14 protein-coding genes are annotated in these 17,170 nt (G+C 52.3%); 11 read left to right on the top strand and 3 right to left on the bottom strand.

The features are described 5' to 3' along the window. The first annotated feature begins 96 nt into the window (after nt 1–96). Nucleotides 97–1,029, top strand: a complete 933-nt coding sequence (locus tag DWX59_RS02885) for a CPBP family intramembrane glutamic endopeptidase (RefSeq protein WP_117556083.1) — start codon at nt 97–99, stop codon at nt 1,027–1,029. A 41-nt stretch (nt 1,030–1,070) separates the two neighbouring features. Here DWX59_RS02885 and DWX59_RS02880 read toward each other — a convergent pair whose 3' ends face one another. After that, nucleotides 1,071–1,529 carry an AraC family transcriptional regulator gene (locus tag DWX59_RS02880; protein WP_117556081.1) on the bottom strand — a complete coding sequence of 153 codons (459 nt, stop codon included), beginning with the start codon at nt 1,527–1,529 and terminating at the stop codon, nt 1,071–1,073. Between the two features lie 286 nt (nt 1,530–1,815). Here DWX59_RS02880 and DWX59_RS02875 point away from each other — a divergent pair, with 286 nt between their 5' ends. The 8 genes from DWX59_RS02875 (at nt 1,816) to DWX59_RS02845 (ending at nt 9,223) form a co-directional block, all read left to right on the top strand. Beyond that, a complete protein-coding gene (locus DWX59_RS02875) occupies nt 1,816–2,841 on the top strand; it encodes a LacI family DNA-binding transcriptional regulator (protein WP_117556079.1) in 1,026 nt (341 codons plus the stop codon). 149 nt (nt 2,842–2,990) lie between these two features. Further along, nucleotides 2,991–3,119, top strand: coding sequence for a hypothetical protein (locus DWX59_RS29580; RefSeq protein ID WP_268878097.1), 129 nt, complete (start codon nt 2,991–2,993; stop codon nt 3,117–3,119). Beyond that, nucleotides 3,116–3,895 carry an MTAP family purine nucleoside phosphorylase gene (locus DWX59_RS02870; protein WP_117556077.1) on the top strand — a complete coding sequence of 260 codons (780 nt, stop codon included), beginning with the start codon at nt 3,116–3,118 and terminating at the stop codon, nt 3,893–3,895. The genes DWX59_RS29580 and DWX59_RS02870 overlap by 4 nt, the downstream gene beginning before the upstream one ends. Before the next feature lie 13 nt (nt 3,896–3,908). Beyond that, nucleotides 3,909–4,568 (top strand): HAD family hydrolase, encoded by a 660-nt coding sequence (locus tag DWX59_RS02865; RefSeq protein ID WP_117556075.1) that lies wholly within the window; start codon nt 3,909–3,911, stop codon nt 4,566–4,568. Nucleotides 4,569–4,582: 14 nt separating this feature from the next. Next, nucleotides 4,583–5,689, top strand: coding sequence for a BMP family ABC transporter substrate-binding protein (locus DWX59_RS02860; protein WP_235844888.1), 1,107 nt, complete (start codon nt 4,583–4,585; stop codon nt 5,687–5,689). A 38-nt stretch (nt 5,690–5,727) separates the two neighbouring features. Next, nucleotides 5,728–7,242, top strand: a complete 1,515-nt coding sequence (locus DWX59_RS02855) for an ABC transporter ATP-binding protein (RefSeq protein ID WP_117556064.1) — start codon at nt 5,728–5,730, stop codon at nt 7,240–7,242. Then, nucleotides 7,239–8,306, top strand: a complete 1,068-nt coding sequence (locus DWX59_RS02850; RefSeq protein ID WP_117556062.1) for an ABC transporter permease — start codon at nt 7,239–7,241, stop codon at nt 8,304–8,306. Before DWX59_RS02855 ends, DWX59_RS02850 begins: the two co-directional genes overlap by 4 nt. After that, nucleotides 8,306–9,223: an ABC transporter permease gene (locus DWX59_RS02845; RefSeq protein ID WP_117556060.1), complete on the top strand. Its 918-nt coding sequence runs from the start codon at nt 8,306–8,308 to the stop codon at nt 9,221–9,223. The genes DWX59_RS02850 and DWX59_RS02845 overlap by 1 nt, the downstream gene beginning before the upstream one ends. Before the next feature lie 50 nt (nt 9,224–9,273). Here DWX59_RS02845 and ytvI read toward each other — a convergent pair whose 3' ends face one another. Next, nucleotides 9,274–10,356: a sporulation integral membrane protein YtvI gene (gene ytvI / locus DWX59_RS02840; RefSeq protein ID WP_117556058.1), complete on the bottom strand. Its 1,083-nt coding sequence runs from the start codon at nt 10,354–10,356 to the stop codon at nt 9,274–9,276. Between the two features lie 230 nt (nt 10,357–10,586). On the opposite strand from ytvI, the gene DWX59_RS02835 reads away from it, so the two are divergent. Next, on the top strand, nt 10,587–11,225 hold the full coding sequence (locus tag DWX59_RS02835; protein WP_117556056.1) for a helix-turn-helix transcriptional regulator: 639 nt from the start codon (nt 10,587–10,589) through the stop codon (nt 11,223–11,225). Nucleotides 11,226–11,533: 308 nt separating this feature from the next. On the opposite strand, the gene DWX59_RS02830 is transcribed toward DWX59_RS02835, so the two are convergent. Next, the gene (locus DWX59_RS02830) at nt 11,534–15,859 is read right to left on the bottom strand and encodes a 2-hydroxyacyl-CoA dehydratase (protein WP_117556053.1); all 4,326 of its coding nucleotides are present in this window, start codon (nt 15,857–15,859) and stop codon (nt 11,534–11,536) included. 365 nt (nt 15,860–16,224) lie between these two features. Between DWX59_RS02830 and DWX59_RS02825 the strand changes: the two genes are divergently transcribed. Beyond that, nucleotides 16,225–17,166: a magnesium transporter CorA family protein gene (locus DWX59_RS02825; protein WP_117556051.1), complete on the top strand. Its 942-nt coding sequence runs from the start codon at nt 16,225–16,227 to the stop codon at nt 17,164–17,166. Nucleotides 17,167–17,170 lie beyond the last annotated feature (4 nt).

Below are 17,170 nucleotides of genomic sequence, written 5' to 3'. Positions count from 1 at the left end.
CAGGAAGATCATGGTATACTGGATGTATTCTGGAAACAGCCGGTATGTGATGGATTCCAGATAAGAAAATGATGAATGAAAGCATAGGAGATTACAATGAAAAATCCGTTTAAGAACCAGCAGGGCCAGGTCAGATGGGGCTATAAGTTCTTCAGTCTTATATTGATATGGGATATGGTCATACCTGTAATTATACTGGGGATTGCCCTGGCATTCACCCTCGCCTTCCGGATCCTGCTTATGAACATGGGAATCATGGACGGGGACGGCGTCCTGATGGAGTCATACAGGGGGCAGGCGGACAATTGGTATATGGTTATCCTGATGTGTATCCAGAACCTGGTCATCATATTCCTGCCCTTTGCCCTGTGGAAATGGGGGTTCCATTCATCCTGGAAAAATCTTGGCATACATGGCAAGACATGGCTGAGGGATATGGGCAAAGGCCTTCTCCTTGGCGCTGTCATGATTACATTGGTTGCCGCGGGAATCTGCCTGACCGGCAATGCGTCCATGGGTTTTGGGAAAGATGGTTTTGACCCGTGGCTCATAGGCTATCTTGTCATGTTCATATCAGTGGGATTTGGCGAGGAAATCTTTTTCAGGGGATATGCCATGGATGCCATGCGGCAGGCCAGACCGGGCTGGCTGGCCCTGATCCTGCCGGCGCTGCTGTTTGGCATCGCACATTCCACCAACAGTAATTTCAGCCTTCTGGGTTTTATCAATATCTGCTTTGTGGGGATTTTCCTTGGCCTTCTTTTCTGGTACACGGGCCAGCTGTGGATTCCCATCGGTTTTCACATTGCCTGGAATTATTTCCAGGGCCCTGTATATGGATTTGAGGTAAGCGGAATCAATACGCCCCACATGTTTACAACGGCTATAGGCAAGGCAAACCTGTTGAACGGCGGATTATTCGGACCGGAAGGCGGTCTGTTCACAACCCTGGTGACCCTGCTGGCCATTGGAGGTGTACTGTGGTATTACCGCGGGAAAAAGGGCAGGTTCATGCCGCCGCAGCAATAAACAGCAGCAATAAGCCGCAGCGGCAACAGGCCCCCGCAGCCTTACCGCACCGCAATATACAGATAGCAATGGGCCTTCCCGTCTTTTGCATATCCTTTAGGGACGCTGCTTTCATAATCCACTGTAAAGGCCCGCGTTATGGCGCCGTCTTTCTGTTCGGCCCACACGCGTTCCCATGCCTTTCTGGTACATGCGCCCAGGTCGCCGCTTTCATCGCCCTCGTCATATTTGCGGTACGCGCCTTCGCTGACCAGATGTTCCATGTGCTGGAAGAAGTCTGCTGTCACACCCATGACAGAGAGGTCGTAGGAGCCGGTTTCATCGCTGGCATAGCTGCTGTACCTGGAGACAGGGGATATCCCGGTCTGGAAGTTGTGCGCGCTGTCAAAGAGGATGGGAAGCTTTCCGCCCGTCACGTCGTCCCATAATTCCCCAATCTTTTTCATGCCCTCCGGGGTATTATCTGTACGGATTGTTACGCTGGTTAATGTGTATGACATCTGTTGTCCTCCTAATCATATATGAATTATGTTTCTTACTTATTATAACACAGGAGGATAGGGGTGGCAGTACTTTTTTGGGCCTATGCGGCATCCCTATCTGAAATAATCCTGGTTGGACACAGGGCCTTGTACGTTGTCGGATCTGATAGGAAGTATCATCCATTTCCGCCTTATGCATATTTTCTTGGAATATCCCCCCGCACCTCTTGCAAAACAGATTCATATATGGTAATATTGATATACTGAAAAGGATTTCAGTTTCGGAAAAGAGGGAAAAGTGCACATGAAGAAGAACAAAATCACAATAAAAGATGTGGCGGAATATGCGCAGGTATCCCCATCCACCGTATCACGTGTGCTGAACGATTATAAATGGATTAATACAGAGGTAAAAGAGCGGGTGCAGAAGGCCATTGATGAGCTTCACTATGTCCCTGACTTCACGGCCAAAGCCATGGTCCGCGGCCGAAGCCAGGTGGTGGTGGTGATTGTCCCTGTGATTGATAATCATTTTTTCACCCAGCTGATTAACACCGTGATTCAGGAAATGAAGAAATACGGCTATTATGTGGTGGTCTATACAACGGAATCAGCGGATGAGGAATGCAGCTTTTTAAGCAGTTCCATCTGTCAGATGGCAGACGGCATTTTGGACGCCACTTCCTTAAAGGAACTGACGCGGCTGCAGCAGGTAAAGAAACCTGTGGTGCTCATTGACCGGTATTTTGAGGAAAATACATCCCTGGACTGCATCATGAACCGGAACTATGAAGCCTTGTATCAGGGAACAGAATACCTGATAAAAAATGGCCACACCAGGATTGCTTTTCTGGTGGGGGCCGAGGGACATGGGATTGCAGAGGAGCGCATCCGCGGTTTCAGGGACTGTCTGGCAGCGTACGGACTTCCGTGGCGGAGCGGGTATTTCATACAGGACTGCTGGAAGACAGAGGCCGGCATCCGCTATACATCCCAGCTTCTTGGGCTTGAAAAACCGCCTACGGCCATCATAGCAGGCAACAATACCCTGACCACAGGAATGCTGGAAGCGGTCAGGAATCATGGGCTGGAGCCGGGAGAGGACATTTCCCTGATTGGCTTTGAGGAGTGCGATGAGGATGTCATGGCTTTTGAACGCCATGGGATTACCAGCTTCCGCCTGGATACGTCGGCCATTGCCGTTGGCGCGGTCAGGCTTTTACTGAAACGGATGGAGCAGCCCGGCGAAAAAGGCGGGGCAAGGACCGAGGCCCTGGAATTGAAGTTCATCGAACGGACGTCCGTAAAGAAACTAAACCACCCGGCGTAAATGCGCCGGTATATAGCGTCCGCTGTTTACGCCGGGCAAACACGCCCCGGTGGGAGGAAGCCTGCCTGACGGGAAGCGATGGCAGGTGTGTCCGGGACACATGGATAACCGATACGGTGCCCCGGATACGCCTGCAGTTAATACGTTTTATGGGAAATGGAAGTATAAAACATGAAAGTATGAAAAATGTGGTCATGGCAAAGGCAACATTTTTTTTACAGGAACTGAAAACGATTTCAGTTCCAAATATTAAACATGCAAAGGAGAAATGCAAATGAAACCAGTTGGAATTATCGGAGGAAGTGGCTTCTATGAACTTCTGGAACATCCCAGGATGTTTGTCCACAATAACAGATATGGACGTTCTTCTGAGATTTTCGAGGGCACGATTCAGGGGCGGAAGGTGTATTTCCTTCCCAGACATGGGGAAGAACACAAAATCATTGTTCCGCGCATCAATTACAGGGCTAATATCTGGGCCTTTAAGGAACTTGGGGTGGAACAGATCCTGGCCACCAACTGTGTGGGCAGCAGCAATCCGGACATAGAGCTGGGCAGCCTGGTAATCCCCCATGATTTCTGCGACTGGACCAGAAGGTTCCCCCGGTCCCTGTATGACGACGAGGTGGAGGCGTACCATGTGGATATGACGCCCGCCTACTGTCCGGACCTGCGCCGTGCCCTGATTGAGGCTGCAAACCAGGTAAAACCCGGGCATGTCCATGACAAGGCAGTGATTTTTGTCAATGAAGGACTCAGGTTTGAGACTCCCTTTGAGCTTACCATGTTCCGGAAGCTGGGGGCTGACCTGATAGGGATGACCACGCTTCCGGAAGCAGTCTTTGCAAGGGAAGCAGCCATCTGCTACGCGCATATCTGCGTCCCCACCAACTGGTGCCTGGGAGAGCAGATTGAGGCAGACGATTTCCCAAGGCTTTTAAAGCAGGGCATTGAGGATTTCAAGCAGGTGTTATATCTGGCCATACCAAACCTGGCGGATGAAAGGGATTGCCCGTGCAGCCATGCGCTGGACCATGCAGTCCTTAAGAAGTAAGGGGTGAGGGAGGATGGCGCGGTATAAGGCGCTGCTCACGGACCTGGACGGGACCTTGATCCATTCCCAGGACTGTATCTGTGACGCCCTTGCAGAAGCATTTGAAAAGGTAAGCGGGGGCAGGCCCGCCAAAGAGGATATCATGGGCATGTTCGGGCTTCCGGTGGAAGTGATGCTTACCACATTAACCGATATAAGCCCGGATGACCATGGGACCATAGGGGATTTCATAGAAGAATATAAAAGGCAGTACCCAATCCACATGGAGGGGGCCAGGCTCATTGACGGGGCGTTGGAGACCATGGGCCATATCTGGGATCTGGGCTGTCAGATCTGCCTGATTACATCGGAGCGAAGGAAAAACGCGTCCCATATCCTGAAGCAGATGGGGCTGGACCGGTATATCAGCCTGCTGGTCACAAGGGATGATGTGGTACGCTTTAAACCGGACCCGGAGCCAATCCTTAAGGGGGCCATTGTGTGCGGCTGCCTTAGGGAGGAATGTGTATACATAGGGGAGTCCCCCTTTGATATAGAGGCAGGGGTGGCTGCGGGGATTTATACGGTAGGGGTGCCCTCGGGGAACTGGCCTCTTAAGTCCCTGGAGGAAAAGAAGCCGGATTGTGTGATTAACGATATCAGGGACTTGTGTTCCATTTTTGATAAGTCATGAAGGAGGAGAAAGATATGAGGAAAATAAAACTGTTTTTAACTGCTGCTGCCGTCATGTGTGTACTGGCCGGCTGTGCCGGAGGCAAAGGGGAGGCTGCAAAGGATACGTCCCAGGGCGGGCAGACCCAGACCGGACAGACCCAAACCGGACAGACCCAGACCGGACAGGCTCAGGCAGGGGATGAAGCAGAGACTGGGAAAGAAGAGGAAGGGACAGGGGAGCAGGATAAGGAATTATTCACCTGTCTGATCAGCGAAGCGCCGGCAGGGGTTCCTTTCACCGACCTGACATGGACCGGATTTGAACAGATTGAACAGGAGTACGGGGCTTCGGTCAAGCTGATTGAGGCCCTGGACAAAGCTGAATATTCAGAGCAGATAAGGGCAATGGCGGAAATGGGCGCCAATCCCATCTATACCATGTTTGACACGGTAAATGAAGTGGCCATCGAACTGGCCCCGGAGTATCCGGACACCATGTTCTGTCTCATTGACAGCAGCCTGGATACAAAATATGACAATGTGGCCAATGTGTACGTGGATTCCCTGGAGCCTGCCTTTGTATCCGGTTTCGTGGCAGCCAGGACCACGCAGTCAAAGACCATTGGATGGATAGGAAGCCTGGACATTCCTGTCATCAACCGGTTCCGTGACGCATACCTGGCCGGAGCCGCATATGCGGACCCGGACGTGGTGGTACAGACCGCATACGTGGGGGATGACAGCGACACGGTAAAGGCAGGGGAGCAGACGAAAATCATGGTCAGCCAGGGCGCGGACGTGATTTTCCAGACAGCCAACCTGGCCGGGCTGGGCGTGATCCAGGGCTGTGCTGATGCGGGAATCAAGTGCATCGGGGTAGATGAGTGGCAGGGGGATATTGACGACTGTGTGTTCTGGTCATCCTTAACCGATATCCGGGGCGCTGTGTTTGATTCCTTTACCGCTTATAAGAACGGGCAGTTCGTATCCGGACGGACCAATTACGGCATAGAGACCCAGTCAGCCATTTTTGACGACAGGGATTATAATAAGCTTCCAGAGGATGTGAAGACTGATTTGGACAAATTAATCGAAGACGTAAAATCAGGCTCCCTTAAACTGGAGGATCTGCTGAAATAGGAGCTGCAGAAGGGCCGATGGTACAAAAGGAGGCATTTATGGACTTTGTGCTGGAATTAAAGGGAATTACCAAACGGTTCGGCAGCCTGACGGCCAACGATAAAATCAGCCTGTCCGTCAGGAAAGGGACGGTTCATGCGGTTATCGGGGAAAACGGTGCAGGCAAAAGTACTTTGATGAATGTCATCAGCGGCCTTTACCGGCCGGATGAAGGAGAACTGTTTGTACATGGGAAAAAGATGGATTTCAGGAACCCCAACCATGCCAGCCGGGCCGGTATCGGAATGGTGCACCAGGAATTCATGCTGTTCCCGGAATTGTCAGTGCTGGACAATATCATGATGGGTTACGAAAAGCGCAGATGGGGCATTTTCCTGAACCGTGACAAGGCCCGCAGGAAGGTGGAGGATATCTGTGAGGAATATCATTTTAACATACCGCTGGATGAGCGGGTGCAGGACCTCTCCGTCTCCATGCTCCAGCAGGTGGAAATCGTAAAGATACTGTACCGGGGAGTGGATATCATTATTTTTGACGAACCCACCTCGGTCCTTACGCCCCAGGGAGTCGAGGGACTATTCGAGGCAGTCCGTTTCCTGGTTAAGAACGGTAAGACCGTGCTTTTCATCACACATAAGTTAAAAGAGGTCATGGAGATATCCGACAGCATTACGGTTTTAAAAAATGGCCGTTACGTCGGCACGGTGAAGCCGGAAGAAACAGACGAACATGGCCTGGCCACCATGATGGTGGGAAGGGAGGTCATCCTTACCGCCCAGAAGCAGGACAAGAAACAGGGGGATGTGCTGCTTCAGGTAAAGCATCTGTGTGTTCCTGACCATGAGGGAAGGGACAAGCTGAAGGATGTCTCATTTGAAATCAGGAAAGGTGAGATACTTGGAATCGCAGGCGTCGCAGGCTCCGGCCAGCAGGAACTGGTGGAAGGCCTGTTCGGGCTCAGGAAATGCAGCCAGGGGGAGGTGGCCTTTGACGGAAGGGACATCACCCATCTGGGCTGCCGGGAACACAGGCTGCGCCACATCGGATATGTGCCCCAGGACCGCATCAGCGAGGGAATCAACCGGGAAGCGTCCCTTTGGGAGAACGCCATTATGGGATACCATATTGTCAAAGGGTTTGGGAACCGGTTCATCCTGAAACGGAAACAGGCCATATCATTTACAGAACGCATCATCCATGAATTTAATGTGAAGGCTTCATCGGCAAACCTTAAGATACATACCCTTTCAGGAGGAAACATCCAGAAACTGATTGTGGGAAGGGAGTTTTTGCAGGATAACAGTCTTCTGATCATTGAAGACCCCACCAGGGGAATCGATATAGGGGCCATTGAGTTCATATGGAAAAAGATAGAGAGCCTGGCTGCCGCTGGCACGGCAATCCTGCTGGTCAGCCATGAACTGAACGAGGTCATGGAGGTATCGGACCGTATACTGGTAATGTACGACGGACAGCTGTTTGACGGGGGCCTTCACGGTGAAAAGACAGAGACTGATATTGGGCTATTGATGACAGGAGGTGGCTGCCCATGAACAAAGAGGCAAAGGTTATGAGACAGGACGCCCTGTGGAACATGATGAAATACGCCTGTTCCTTCCTGGCTGTCATGGTAATCGGCAGCTTACTGATCCTCTGGCAGGGAGAAAACCCGGCCACGGCCATGAAGTATATCCTCCAGGGCGCATTTGGCAGCATCCGCAATTTCGGCAACACGCTGCGCTGGATCACGCCCTGCATCCTGACGGGTATCGCGGCCACCATTGCGTTTAAATCCGGGGTCATGAACCTGGGGATTGAAGGACAGCTTTACTTTGGGGCATACGCGGCAGCCCTGTTCGGCTTTTACGTGCACCTGCCAAAAGCGCTGCATGTCACGGGCTGTCTTCTGGCAGCCGGCATTGCGGGCATGCTGTTTGCACTGATCCCGGCCGTGATGAAGCTTACATTCCATGTCAATGAAATGATTACAACCCTGATGCTTAACTATATTGCCGTGCTGCTGACCGAGTATTTCACCTATATTGTAATGGGAATCAGCGCTGCCGGGGATTCACTAGCCTTGTCAACACCGCCCATAGCAGATACGGCGCGCCTGACCAACCTGATACCCAAGACCAATGCAAGCACGGGCATCCTCATTGCCGTGGCCCTGGTAATCGTGATTTTCATGGTTTACCGGTACACCGTGATTGGGTATGAGCTGAAGCAGGTGGGGGAGAACCGCAGGTTTGCAAGGATTGGGGGCGTGAATGTGACAAAGACATTTCTGGCCATCTTCCTGCTGTCAGGATTCGTGGCCGGTCTGTGCGGAAGCATTGAAGTCCAGGGCACCTACGGGAAATTCACTGCCAGCTTTTCCAATAACCTGGGCTGGGACGGCATCATGATTGCCATGATTGCGGGCAATCATCCCATAACGGTCCTTGGGGTAGCCGTTATCTGGGGAATCCTCAAAGCCGGGTCCCTTCATATGGAACGGATGTGTGATGTGAACCGCCTGACCGTGCTTTTGATCCAGGCCCTGTTCGTGCTGTTCATCACTGTGGATTACCGTAAATTGTTTGGTGCTGTTAAGAGGAAGGCGGTGGTGGGATAATGCTTTCTATTTTACTGGGAACCATAACCATGGCAGCGGCCCTGCGTCTGGCCGTGCCCCTTATCCTGTCTTCCATTGGCGGCTGCTTCGGGGACAGGACGGGAATCTTTAACATTGCCCTGGAGAGCTTCATGCTGTGCGCCGCATTCTTTGCCACACTGGGCACCTATTACTCCGGCAATCCATACACAGGGGTGTTTTGCGGGATCCTGGCAGGGCTGGCCTGCTCTGTCCTGTTCGGGATCCTGGTGTTCCATCTTGGCTCCAGCGGCATGGTGGTCAGTATTGCCATGAACCTGGGAATGGATGCGTTTACATCCTTTCTCCTCCTGAATATTTTTGGGAAGCGGGGTTCGTTCATGGATTCCAGGCTGGTCAGCCTGCCCTCTGTGAAGCTGCCTGTCATAAGCAGGATCCCTTATATAGGAGAGGTACTTGGAACCCACAATGCGGTGGTGTATTTTACCCTTCTGGCCATTGCCGGGACCTGGATCGCCATGTACAAGACGCCCTTTGGACTGAGGCTGCGCAGCGTGGGAATCAATGAAAAGGCCGCCCAGACAACCGGTACCAATGTCCTGCGCTATAAATGGTATTCTGTTTTGATTACCGGATTTTTCGTGGGGATTGCGGGCGCAGTCCTTCCGCTTGGAGGCACCTCCATATTCACGGAGAATATGTCGGCGGGCAGGGGGTTCCTGGCGGTTGCAGCCATCATGATTGCAAAAGGGAATCCGGTGCTGGCAGCGGTGTACAGTTTCATGTTTGCCTATGCCCAGGCCCTTGCGGCCAGCATGCAGAACTTCGGGATCCCGTCCCAGATTGTCCTGGCCCTGCCTTATTTCATGACCATAGCAGTGCTGCTGGTTTCCGGGATACGGGGAAGGGTGAAGAAGGGAGCGGTGGAGACTGCTTAGGGAAAAGATGGATGGAACAGGATATGATACGGGAATATACCAGGCGCCTCTTAAAGTCCTGTCTTATACACCCGCAGCGTCCCATTATCATTCAGATGCCTGAGCAGCGACAGGCCGATGGGAAAGCCGAACAGCCCCAGGACCCCGAACAGCTGGGCGCCCACGAACATGCTGGAGAGGGTCACCACGGGATGAAGGCCGATCTGGCTGCCCACGATTTTAGGTTCAATGATATTGCGGATGACCGTTATGATAAGATATACGGTCAGCAGCCCTGCGGACAGGGGGTAATTGCCCTGGAGCGCGGTAAGGATGGTCCAGGGAATCATGATGCCCCCGGTTCCAAGTACCGGCAGCACATCAAATACGGATATGAGGAATGCAATCAGCAGGGAGCGATCCACGCCAATCACGGTAAGGCCCAGGGCAAGTTCCAAAAAGGTGATGCTCATGATCAGCGCATAGGAACGGATGCAGACAAAAAGGGTCCCGGCCACATACTCCTTGACCTGCAGGATGATATTCATGGTCTTCTGGTCAAACTGGCGCAGGCAGAATCCGGTCAGCTGGTCATAATCAGCGGCAATGAAAAAGGTGGAGATGATCATAAGCAGCATCTTGATGAACAGGCCGGGAAGGGAGGAGGCAAAGCCGGATATCCATCCCATGGCTTCCATGGAAAGATTGGAGACCATCTGTCCCAGGGACTGTACAAACTGCCCCTCTATCTCGTCAAAGGCTGACAGCAGCGAGGCATCGATGTGCAGCGCGGACTGCCCAACGGTGTCAAACAGCCCTTTAAGGACCGGTTCCACATGATAGGCGTAGATACCGGGAAGATTCCCTATCAGGAGACTGAAGGAGGAAAATGCCTTGACGCTCAGCAAGGTAATCAGCAGACCGATGGTGCAGTAAAAAAGGAGTACGGAAAGGATGGCGGTTATCTTCGGGTTCAGGTTCATTTTCCTGGAAAGGAAGGTGACCGGGCCCTTCAGCCCGTACGCTATCAGGAAGGCGATGACAAAGGGCGAGAGCATGGGAAGTCCGTATTTGATGACGGCAAAGGAAACGGACAGTATGATGATGAAGTATAAAAAGTGGATGATGAATGCCCTGCGTTTTTCAGTTTTCAATTCGTGTATCCTCCATTGAATGATTGGCTGTCCTGTATGTTTTACGTTGATTCATTCAATATAAAGGAAAATTTTGAGAATTTCAAGATGTTTGGGCCATGGGGGCGCAACTTTAATACAATCTTTATGCGGATGGGGGAAACATATCATTACAGCAAGTAAAATCAAGCGCAGGTCCCCTGGCTTTGCTATAATATGTCCAGGGTGGCCGAAACGAGGTGAAAACACGGATGTACGAATGGCAGAAACAGATACAGGTCATTGTTGACCAAATCGACCAATGCATAAAAAACCATGATGATGAAGCGCTGACCCTTCACTGCCTTTCCGGCAGGCTGGGTTATTCCGAATTCCATACCACCAGGAAATTCAAGGAGATATCGGGTATGCAGTTCAGGGATTATCTGCGGCGCAGAAAACTGGCCTTTGCGCTGAAAGAGGTGCGGGACAGTGATAAAAGCATGCTGTACAGTATCGTGGGTAAACTGGACGACCATGGGGGCAGCGAATGCAACAGCGGCAGCGGCCAGGTCATGGCGTACATCAATGACCCGGAGGGCAGGCTCTGTGACTGGGGGATTGAGCGGACGGAGTGTTATGGCGTGCGCCTTCCCATGGATTACAAAGGCGGGGTGCCGCCCCAGATGCTTATGGCGGATGTTCCCGAAGCGGAATATATTGTTTTTGAGCATGGGCCGTTTGATTATGAGCAGGAAAACCGCAGCGTGGAGGAGCAGATAGAAAAAGCCATGGCAGCCTTTGACTTTACAGGCACAGGCTATTGTTATGATACTGCCCCGGGAAGGATTATCTACATGTACTTTAACCCGGAGCAATTCTTCAAGTATATCAGGCCGGTGCGTAAGTAAGGGCAGCGGATGGCGCAGCAGCAGCGCGGCATTTTTATGCAGCTGATAACATTTGGTTCCGGTCTGAGGTTCTTTTTAATTTAAATGAAAGGAGTTGCCGCAAAGTGAATTTCCCCTACAGGATATTGGCGCTGGCCTTTAAACCAGAAGCCATATCTTGTATGAGGTTTTTCATATTGCGGCAACTCCTTTTACTGTGGTTGACATGGATTTCCATATTTATTACGTCCAACCCAGGCCCCAGTCCGCGCCCAGGCCCCAGGCCACGCTCTTGGCCGCAGCCCAGGCCTCAGCCTACGCCCCAAGGTTCAGGCGGTCTGCAGTGTCTTTGCCTTGGAGGCCTTTTTCTGCTTCTTCATCTGACGGGGCTGTTCCGGCGCCTTCTCATTCTTCAGGTTCTTCTGGGCCGTGGACAGCATCAGCTTAATGCGGTTTAACTGGTTTACCTCGCTGGCGCCGGGGTCGTAATCCACTGCAATGATGTTGGACTGCGGATAGTGGCGGCGCAGCTCCTTGATGACGCCCTTGCCCACGATGTGGTTGGGCAGGCAGCCAAATGGCTGGGTGCAGATAATGTTGTTCACGCCGCTGTGGATTAACTCCAGCATCTCTCCTGTAAGGAACCAGCCCTCGCCTGTCTGATTGCCCAGGGACACAAAGCCCTTGGCCATCTCGGCCAGTTCGTTGATGGAGGACGGAGGCGTGAAGTGCCGGCTGGCGGACAGTTCCTTCCTGGCAGTCCTGCGCAGGTATTCCAGCAGGGCAATCCCGGCGTTGCACAGCCGCGCCGTGGACTTCTTTGTGCCCAGGTGTTCTGCCTTAAAATTGCTGTTGTAAAAGCTGTAGAGAAGGAAATCCATCAGGTCAGGCATCACGGCCTCGGCTCCCTCTGACTCCAGAAGCTCCACCACATGGTTGTTGGCAAGGGGGGAGAACTTTACAAGGATTTCTCCCACAATCCCCACCTTTGGTTTTCTGACACCGGTTCTTGGCAGATTGTCAAAATCCCGTATGATTCCCCTGATGTTGCGGCCAAATTCCATCATGGCGGCGCTGCGTTTGGACAGGGAGGCAATGCAGCGGGCCTTCCATTTCCCATGGAGTGCATCGGCACTGCCGGGTTCTGCCTCATATGGCCTGGTGGCATAGAGCACGCGCATGAAAATATCGCCGTATACAATGGCCTGCATGGCCTTTGTAATAAGGGGGACCGTAAATGTAAAACCGGGGTTGGTCTCCATGCCGTTGGCATTGACCGACACAACGGGCACCTGGGGCATTCCTGCTTTTTCCAGGGCGCGTCGGATGAACCCTATGTAGTTGGATGCACGGCAGCCTCCGCCTGTCTGTGTCATCAAAACAGCTGTGTGGTCCAGGTCATACCTGCCGGAAAGCAGGGCGTCCATGATCTGTCCGATGACAATCAGGGAAGGGTAGCATGCATCATTGTTCACGTACTGGAGTCCCACGTCCACCGCGTTGCGGTTGTGGTTCTGCAATACTTCAATCCTGTATCCGAAGGAACGGATGGCCGGCTCTAAAAGGTCAAAATGGATGGGCGACATCTGGGGGCAGAGAAGGGTATATGTCTTCTTCATCTCTTTGGTAAAATACACCCGGTTATAGGCGCTGGAAACCACCTTGTGCTCATAATGCTTCTGGTCCCGGACCTTCAGGGCCGCAATCAGGGAGCGGATACGGATACGGGCAGCGCCCAGGTTATTTACCTCATCAATCTTAAGCACGGTATATATCTTGCCGGAACGGGTCAGGATATCGGCCACCTGGTCCGTGGTCACGGCGTCCAGGCCGCAGCCAAAGGAGTTGAGCTGGATTAAATCCAGGTCATCCCTGGTTTTAACAAAGCTGGCCGCGGCATAGAGGCGGGAGTGGTACATCCACTGGTCGGTTACCACCAGGGGCCGTTCCACCTTGCCCAGGTGGGAGATGGAATCCTCTGTGAGGACCGCAAAGCCATAAGAGGTAATCAGCTCCGGGATACCGTGGTGGATTTCCGAGTCCACATGATAGGGCCTGCCTGCCAGCACGATGCCCCGCTTATTGTTCTTCTCCATCCATGCCAGTGTTTCCTCACCCTTGGCCTCCATGTCCCGGCGGGAAGCCAGAAGCTCCTGCCATGCTGCGTGGGCAGCCATTTTCACCTCGTCTGCGGGAATCTGGTGGTTCATGGCAAATTCCCTTACCAGGGCCTGGGTCAGGATCTCCTCATTGGTAAAGGCCATGAAGGGGTTGACAAACCTTACCCGTTCTTCCGCCAGCTCCTCCACGTTGTTCTTGATGTTCTCAGCATAGGACGTGACCATGGGGCAGTTGTAATGGTTGCCTGCATCCGGGCTTTCATTGCGCTCATACGGAATACAGGGATAGAAAATGAATTTGATTCCCTGCTTGATGAGCCATGATATATGTCCGTGGACCAGCTTGGCCGGATAACACTCCGATTCACTGGGAATGGATTCAATTCCCAGCTCATAGAGCTGCCTGGAGGACTGGGGTGAGAGCGCCACATGGTAGCGCAGCTTCTTAAAGAAAACCGCCCAGAAGGGGAAATTCTCAAACATGTTGAGGACCCTTGGTATTCCCACCGTGCCCCGGTCCGCCTGGTCCAGGGGCAGGGGGTCATAGTCAAACATGCGGTGGTACTTATAGTCAAAGAGGTTGGGGATTTCCTTCTTGGCCTTCTCAAGTCCAAGGCCCCGCTCGCAGCGGTTGCCCGAGATAAAGCGGCGTCCGCTGCCGAACTGGTTGATGGTGAGCACACAGTGGTTATTGCAGCCCTTGCACCGGGTCATGGAGGTGGTATACTTGAGGGCAATGATTTTATCCAGGGACAGCATGGATGTTTCCGCCTCCCCGTTCATGTGGTAGCGTTCCCTGGCAATCAGGGCCGCGCCAAAGGCTCCCATAATGCCTGCGATGTCTGGGCGTACTGCCTGGCATCCTGATATTTTCTCAAAACTCCTGAGCACGGCGTCATTGTAAAACGTGCCGCCCTGGACCACCACATGTTCCCCCAGGTCAGAGGCATTGGTAATCTTGATTACCTTAAACAGGGCATTCTTGATGACGGAATAAGCCAGGCCCGCGGAAATGTCAGCCACCGTGGCCCCTTCCTTCTGGGCCTGTTTTACATTGGAGTTCATGAATACGGTACAGCGGGTGCCCAGGTCTGTTGGGTTCTTGGCAAACAGCGCCTCCCTGGCAAAATCTTCCACTGAGAAGTTCAGGCTCCGTGCAAATGTCTCGATAAAGGAGCCGCAGCCCGAGGAGCATGCCTCATTAAGCTGTACGCTGTCCACGGTGCCGTCCTTTATCTTGATGCACTTCATGTCCTGTCCGCCGATGTCCAGGATACAGTCCACATCTGGCTCAAAGAAAGCAGCCGCATAATAGTGGGAAATGGTCTCCACCTCCCCCTCATCCAGCATCAGGGCCGCCTTTAAAAGGGCCTCGCCGTAACCGGTGGAACAGGAATATGCAATATGGGCTGTCTTTGGAAGCTGGCTGCGGATTTCCGTTATGGCGCGGATGGCAGTTGCAAGGGGGCTTCCGTTGTTGTTGTCATAGAACCGGTACAGCAGGGTGCCGTCCTCGCCCACCAGGGCCGCCTTGGTGGTGGTGGAACCGGCGTCAATGCCCAGGTAGCAGTTGCCCTCATAGGAGGAAAGGTCCCCGGACTTAACGTGGTTGCTGGCATGGCGTCTTGAAAAGACATCGTAGTCAGCCTGGTCCCTGAACAGCGGTTCCATGCGCTTTACCTCAAAATCCATCTGGATACCCGAGGACAGCTGTTCAATCATGGATTCCAGGGAAACAGTGGACTGGTTCTCCTGAGGATTCATGGCAGCGCCCACAGCGGCAAACAGGTGGGAATGGTCCGGCGCAATAATCTGTTCCTGGGTAAGGCGGAGGGTACGGATGAAGCTTTCACGCAGCTGGGGCAGGAAGTGGAGGGGACCGCCCAAAAAGGCAACATTGCCCCGTATGGGCTTTCCGCAGGCAAGGCCGCTGATGGTCTGGTTCACCACTGCCTGGAAAATGGACGCGGCCAGGTCTTCCCTGGTAGCGCCTTCATTAATCAATGGCTGTATATCCGATTTGGCAAATACGCCGCAGCGAGCCGCGATTGGATAGATGGCCTTGTAATGGGCGGCGTATTCGTTGAGGCCGCTGGCATCGGTCTGAAGCAGGGAGGCCATCTGGTCGATAAAGGAACCCGTGCCGCCTGCACAGATCCCGTTCATCCTCTGGTCAATCCCGCCGGTAAAGTATATGATTTTTGCATCCTCGCCGCCAAGCTCAATGGCCACATCTGTCTGGGGCGCATAGTCCTGCAGGGCAGAGGCCACCGCCACCACCTCCTGGACAAATGGAATGCCCAGATGGGACGACAAGGTAAGGCCTCCGGATCCCGTGATCACGGGAATGACCTGGGCGGGGCCGGTTATGGGGCAGGCCTTTTTCAGAAGTCCTGCCAGAGTTTCCTGTATATTGGCATAATGACGCTCATAATCGGAGAATACTATATGGTAGTCCTGATCAAGCAATGCTACTTTGACGGTTGTGGAACCGATATCGATTCCCAGCGTAAGGGTATTTGTATGTAAGCTCATATACGTGGGTTTTACCCTAACCTCCTTTGTGACTTACAGCAGCGGCACGCAGGGTATCCGTGTAATGGTGTGCCGGGCTGAGAAGTTGTTTTGCGTTCATCATAATACAGTTTTATGGAAAAAACTGTGATTTATGCAACAATTTACGGCAGTAAGCCGCGAATGGTCATAGTAAAGTTTAGCATAAATTAGGTAGGAATACAATTGGGGACAGGCGTTAAAAAATCGTGAAGAAATGGGAAAAATTGTGCATGATTCCTGTAAGATCTTATTGTTTGTTAAAAATGAAAGGCTATTTTATTTGACAAACCGCAGGGCAGTCACTATAATGAGAACGTATAATTTCAAAATGGGGGAGAGTTCGCATGATACGGATTTTTAAGACCGAAGACGGTGCTATGCACGAAAAAGAAGAGATGCAGCCTGGCTGCTGGATTGCGTTAACAAACCCTACAGCCTCGGAAATCATCGACATTGCGGATGCATACCAGATTGACCCGGACCACTTAAAGGCGCCTTTGGATGAGGAGGAACGTTCCCGTATAGAAGTGGAGGAGGAATACACCTTGGTGCTGGTGGATATCCCGTCCATAGAGGAGCGCAGCGGCAAGGACTGGTTTGTCACCATCCCGCTTGCCATCATCATGACCAATGATGTGCTGATAACCGTCTGCCTGGAGGAGACGCCCGTGCTCACGTCCTTTATGGACGGAAGGGTAAGGGATTTCCATACATTCATGAAGACCAGGTTCATCCTGCAGATCCTTTATAAAAATGCAACCCAGTACCTTCAATACCTTCGCATCATTGACAAGAAGAGCGAAGTCATTGAACGCAAGCTCCATCAGTCCCAGAAGAATGAGGAACTGATTGAACTACTGGAGCTGGAGAAGTCCCTGGTGTATTTCACCACGTCCCTGCGTTCCAATGAGGTGGTGCTGGAGAAGCTCTTAAGGACCGAGAAGATTAAAAAGTATCCCGAGGATACGGACCTTCTTGAGGACGTCATCGTGGAGAACAAACAGGCAATCGAGATGGCGGGCATTTACAGCGGCATCCTGAGCGGGACCATGGACGCGTTTGCATCGGTTATATCCAATAACCTGAACATTGTCATGAAGTTCCTGGCAACCGTAACCATTGTCATGTCAATCCCAACCATGGTGGCCAGCTTTTATGGCATGAATGTCAATTCCAGGGGAATGCCCTTTGCAAACCATCCCTACGGGTTTGTCATAGTCCTTGGGTTTGCCCTGGCCCTGTCACTGTTGGTAGCTTATATATTTAATAAGAAGGATTTATTCTGACATA

The sequence above is a fragment of the Enterocloster aldenensis genome (genome assembly GCF_003434055.1).
Lineage (GTDB): Bacteria > Bacillota > Clostridia > Lachnospirales > Lachnospiraceae > Enterocloster > Enterocloster aldenensis.
Note: the sequence above shows the minus strand (reverse complement) of the source record. Positions and strands in the feature narration are given on the sequence as shown.

Coding starts and splice junctions, on each gene's coding strand:
- DWX59_RS02855 (WP_117556064.1), top strand. CDS start 5,728: ATGGACTTTGTGCTGGAATTAAAGGGAATTACCAAACGGTTCGGCAGC.
- DWX59_RS02870 (WP_117556077.1), top strand. CDS start 3,116: ATGAAACCAGTTGGAATTATCGGAGGAAGTGGCTTCTATGAACTTCTG.
- DWX59_RS02835 (WP_117556056.1), top strand. CDS start 10,587: ATGTACGAATGGCAGAAACAGATACAGGTCATTGTTGACCAAATCGAC.
- DWX59_RS02845 (WP_117556060.1), top strand. CDS start 8,306: ATGCTTTCTATTTTACTGGGAACCATAACCATGGCAGCGGCCCTGCGT.
- DWX59_RS02865 (WP_117556075.1), top strand. CDS start 3,909: ATGGCGCGGTATAAGGCGCTGCTCACGGACCTGGACGGGACCTTGATC.
- DWX59_RS02875 (WP_117556079.1), top strand. CDS start 1,816: ATGAAGAAGAACAAAATCACAATAAAAGATGTGGCGGAATATGCGCAG.
- DWX59_RS02885 (WP_117556083.1), top strand. CDS start 97: ATGAAAAATCCGTTTAAGAACCAGCAGGGCCAGGTCAGATGGGGCTAT.
- DWX59_RS02860 (WP_235844888.1), top strand. CDS start 4,583: ATGAGGAAAATAAAACTGTTTTTAACTGCTGCTGCCGTCATGTGTGTA.
- DWX59_RS02880 (WP_117556081.1), bottom strand. CDS start 1,529: ATGTCATACACATTAACCAGCGTAACAATCCGTACAGATAATACCCCG.
- DWX59_RS02830 (WP_117556053.1), bottom strand. CDS start 15,859: ATGAGCTTACATACAAATACCCTTACGCTGGGAATCGATATCGGTTCC.
- DWX59_RS02825 (WP_117556051.1), top strand. CDS start 16,225: ATGATACGGATTTTTAAGACCGAAGACGGTGCTATGCACGAAAAAGAA.
- DWX59_RS02850 (WP_117556062.1), top strand. CDS start 7,239: ATGAACAAAGAGGCAAAGGTTATGAGACAGGACGCCCTGTGGAACATG.
- DWX59_RS29580 (WP_268878097.1), top strand. CDS start 2,991: ATGGGAAATGGAAGTATAAAACATGAAAGTATGAAAAATGTGGTCATG.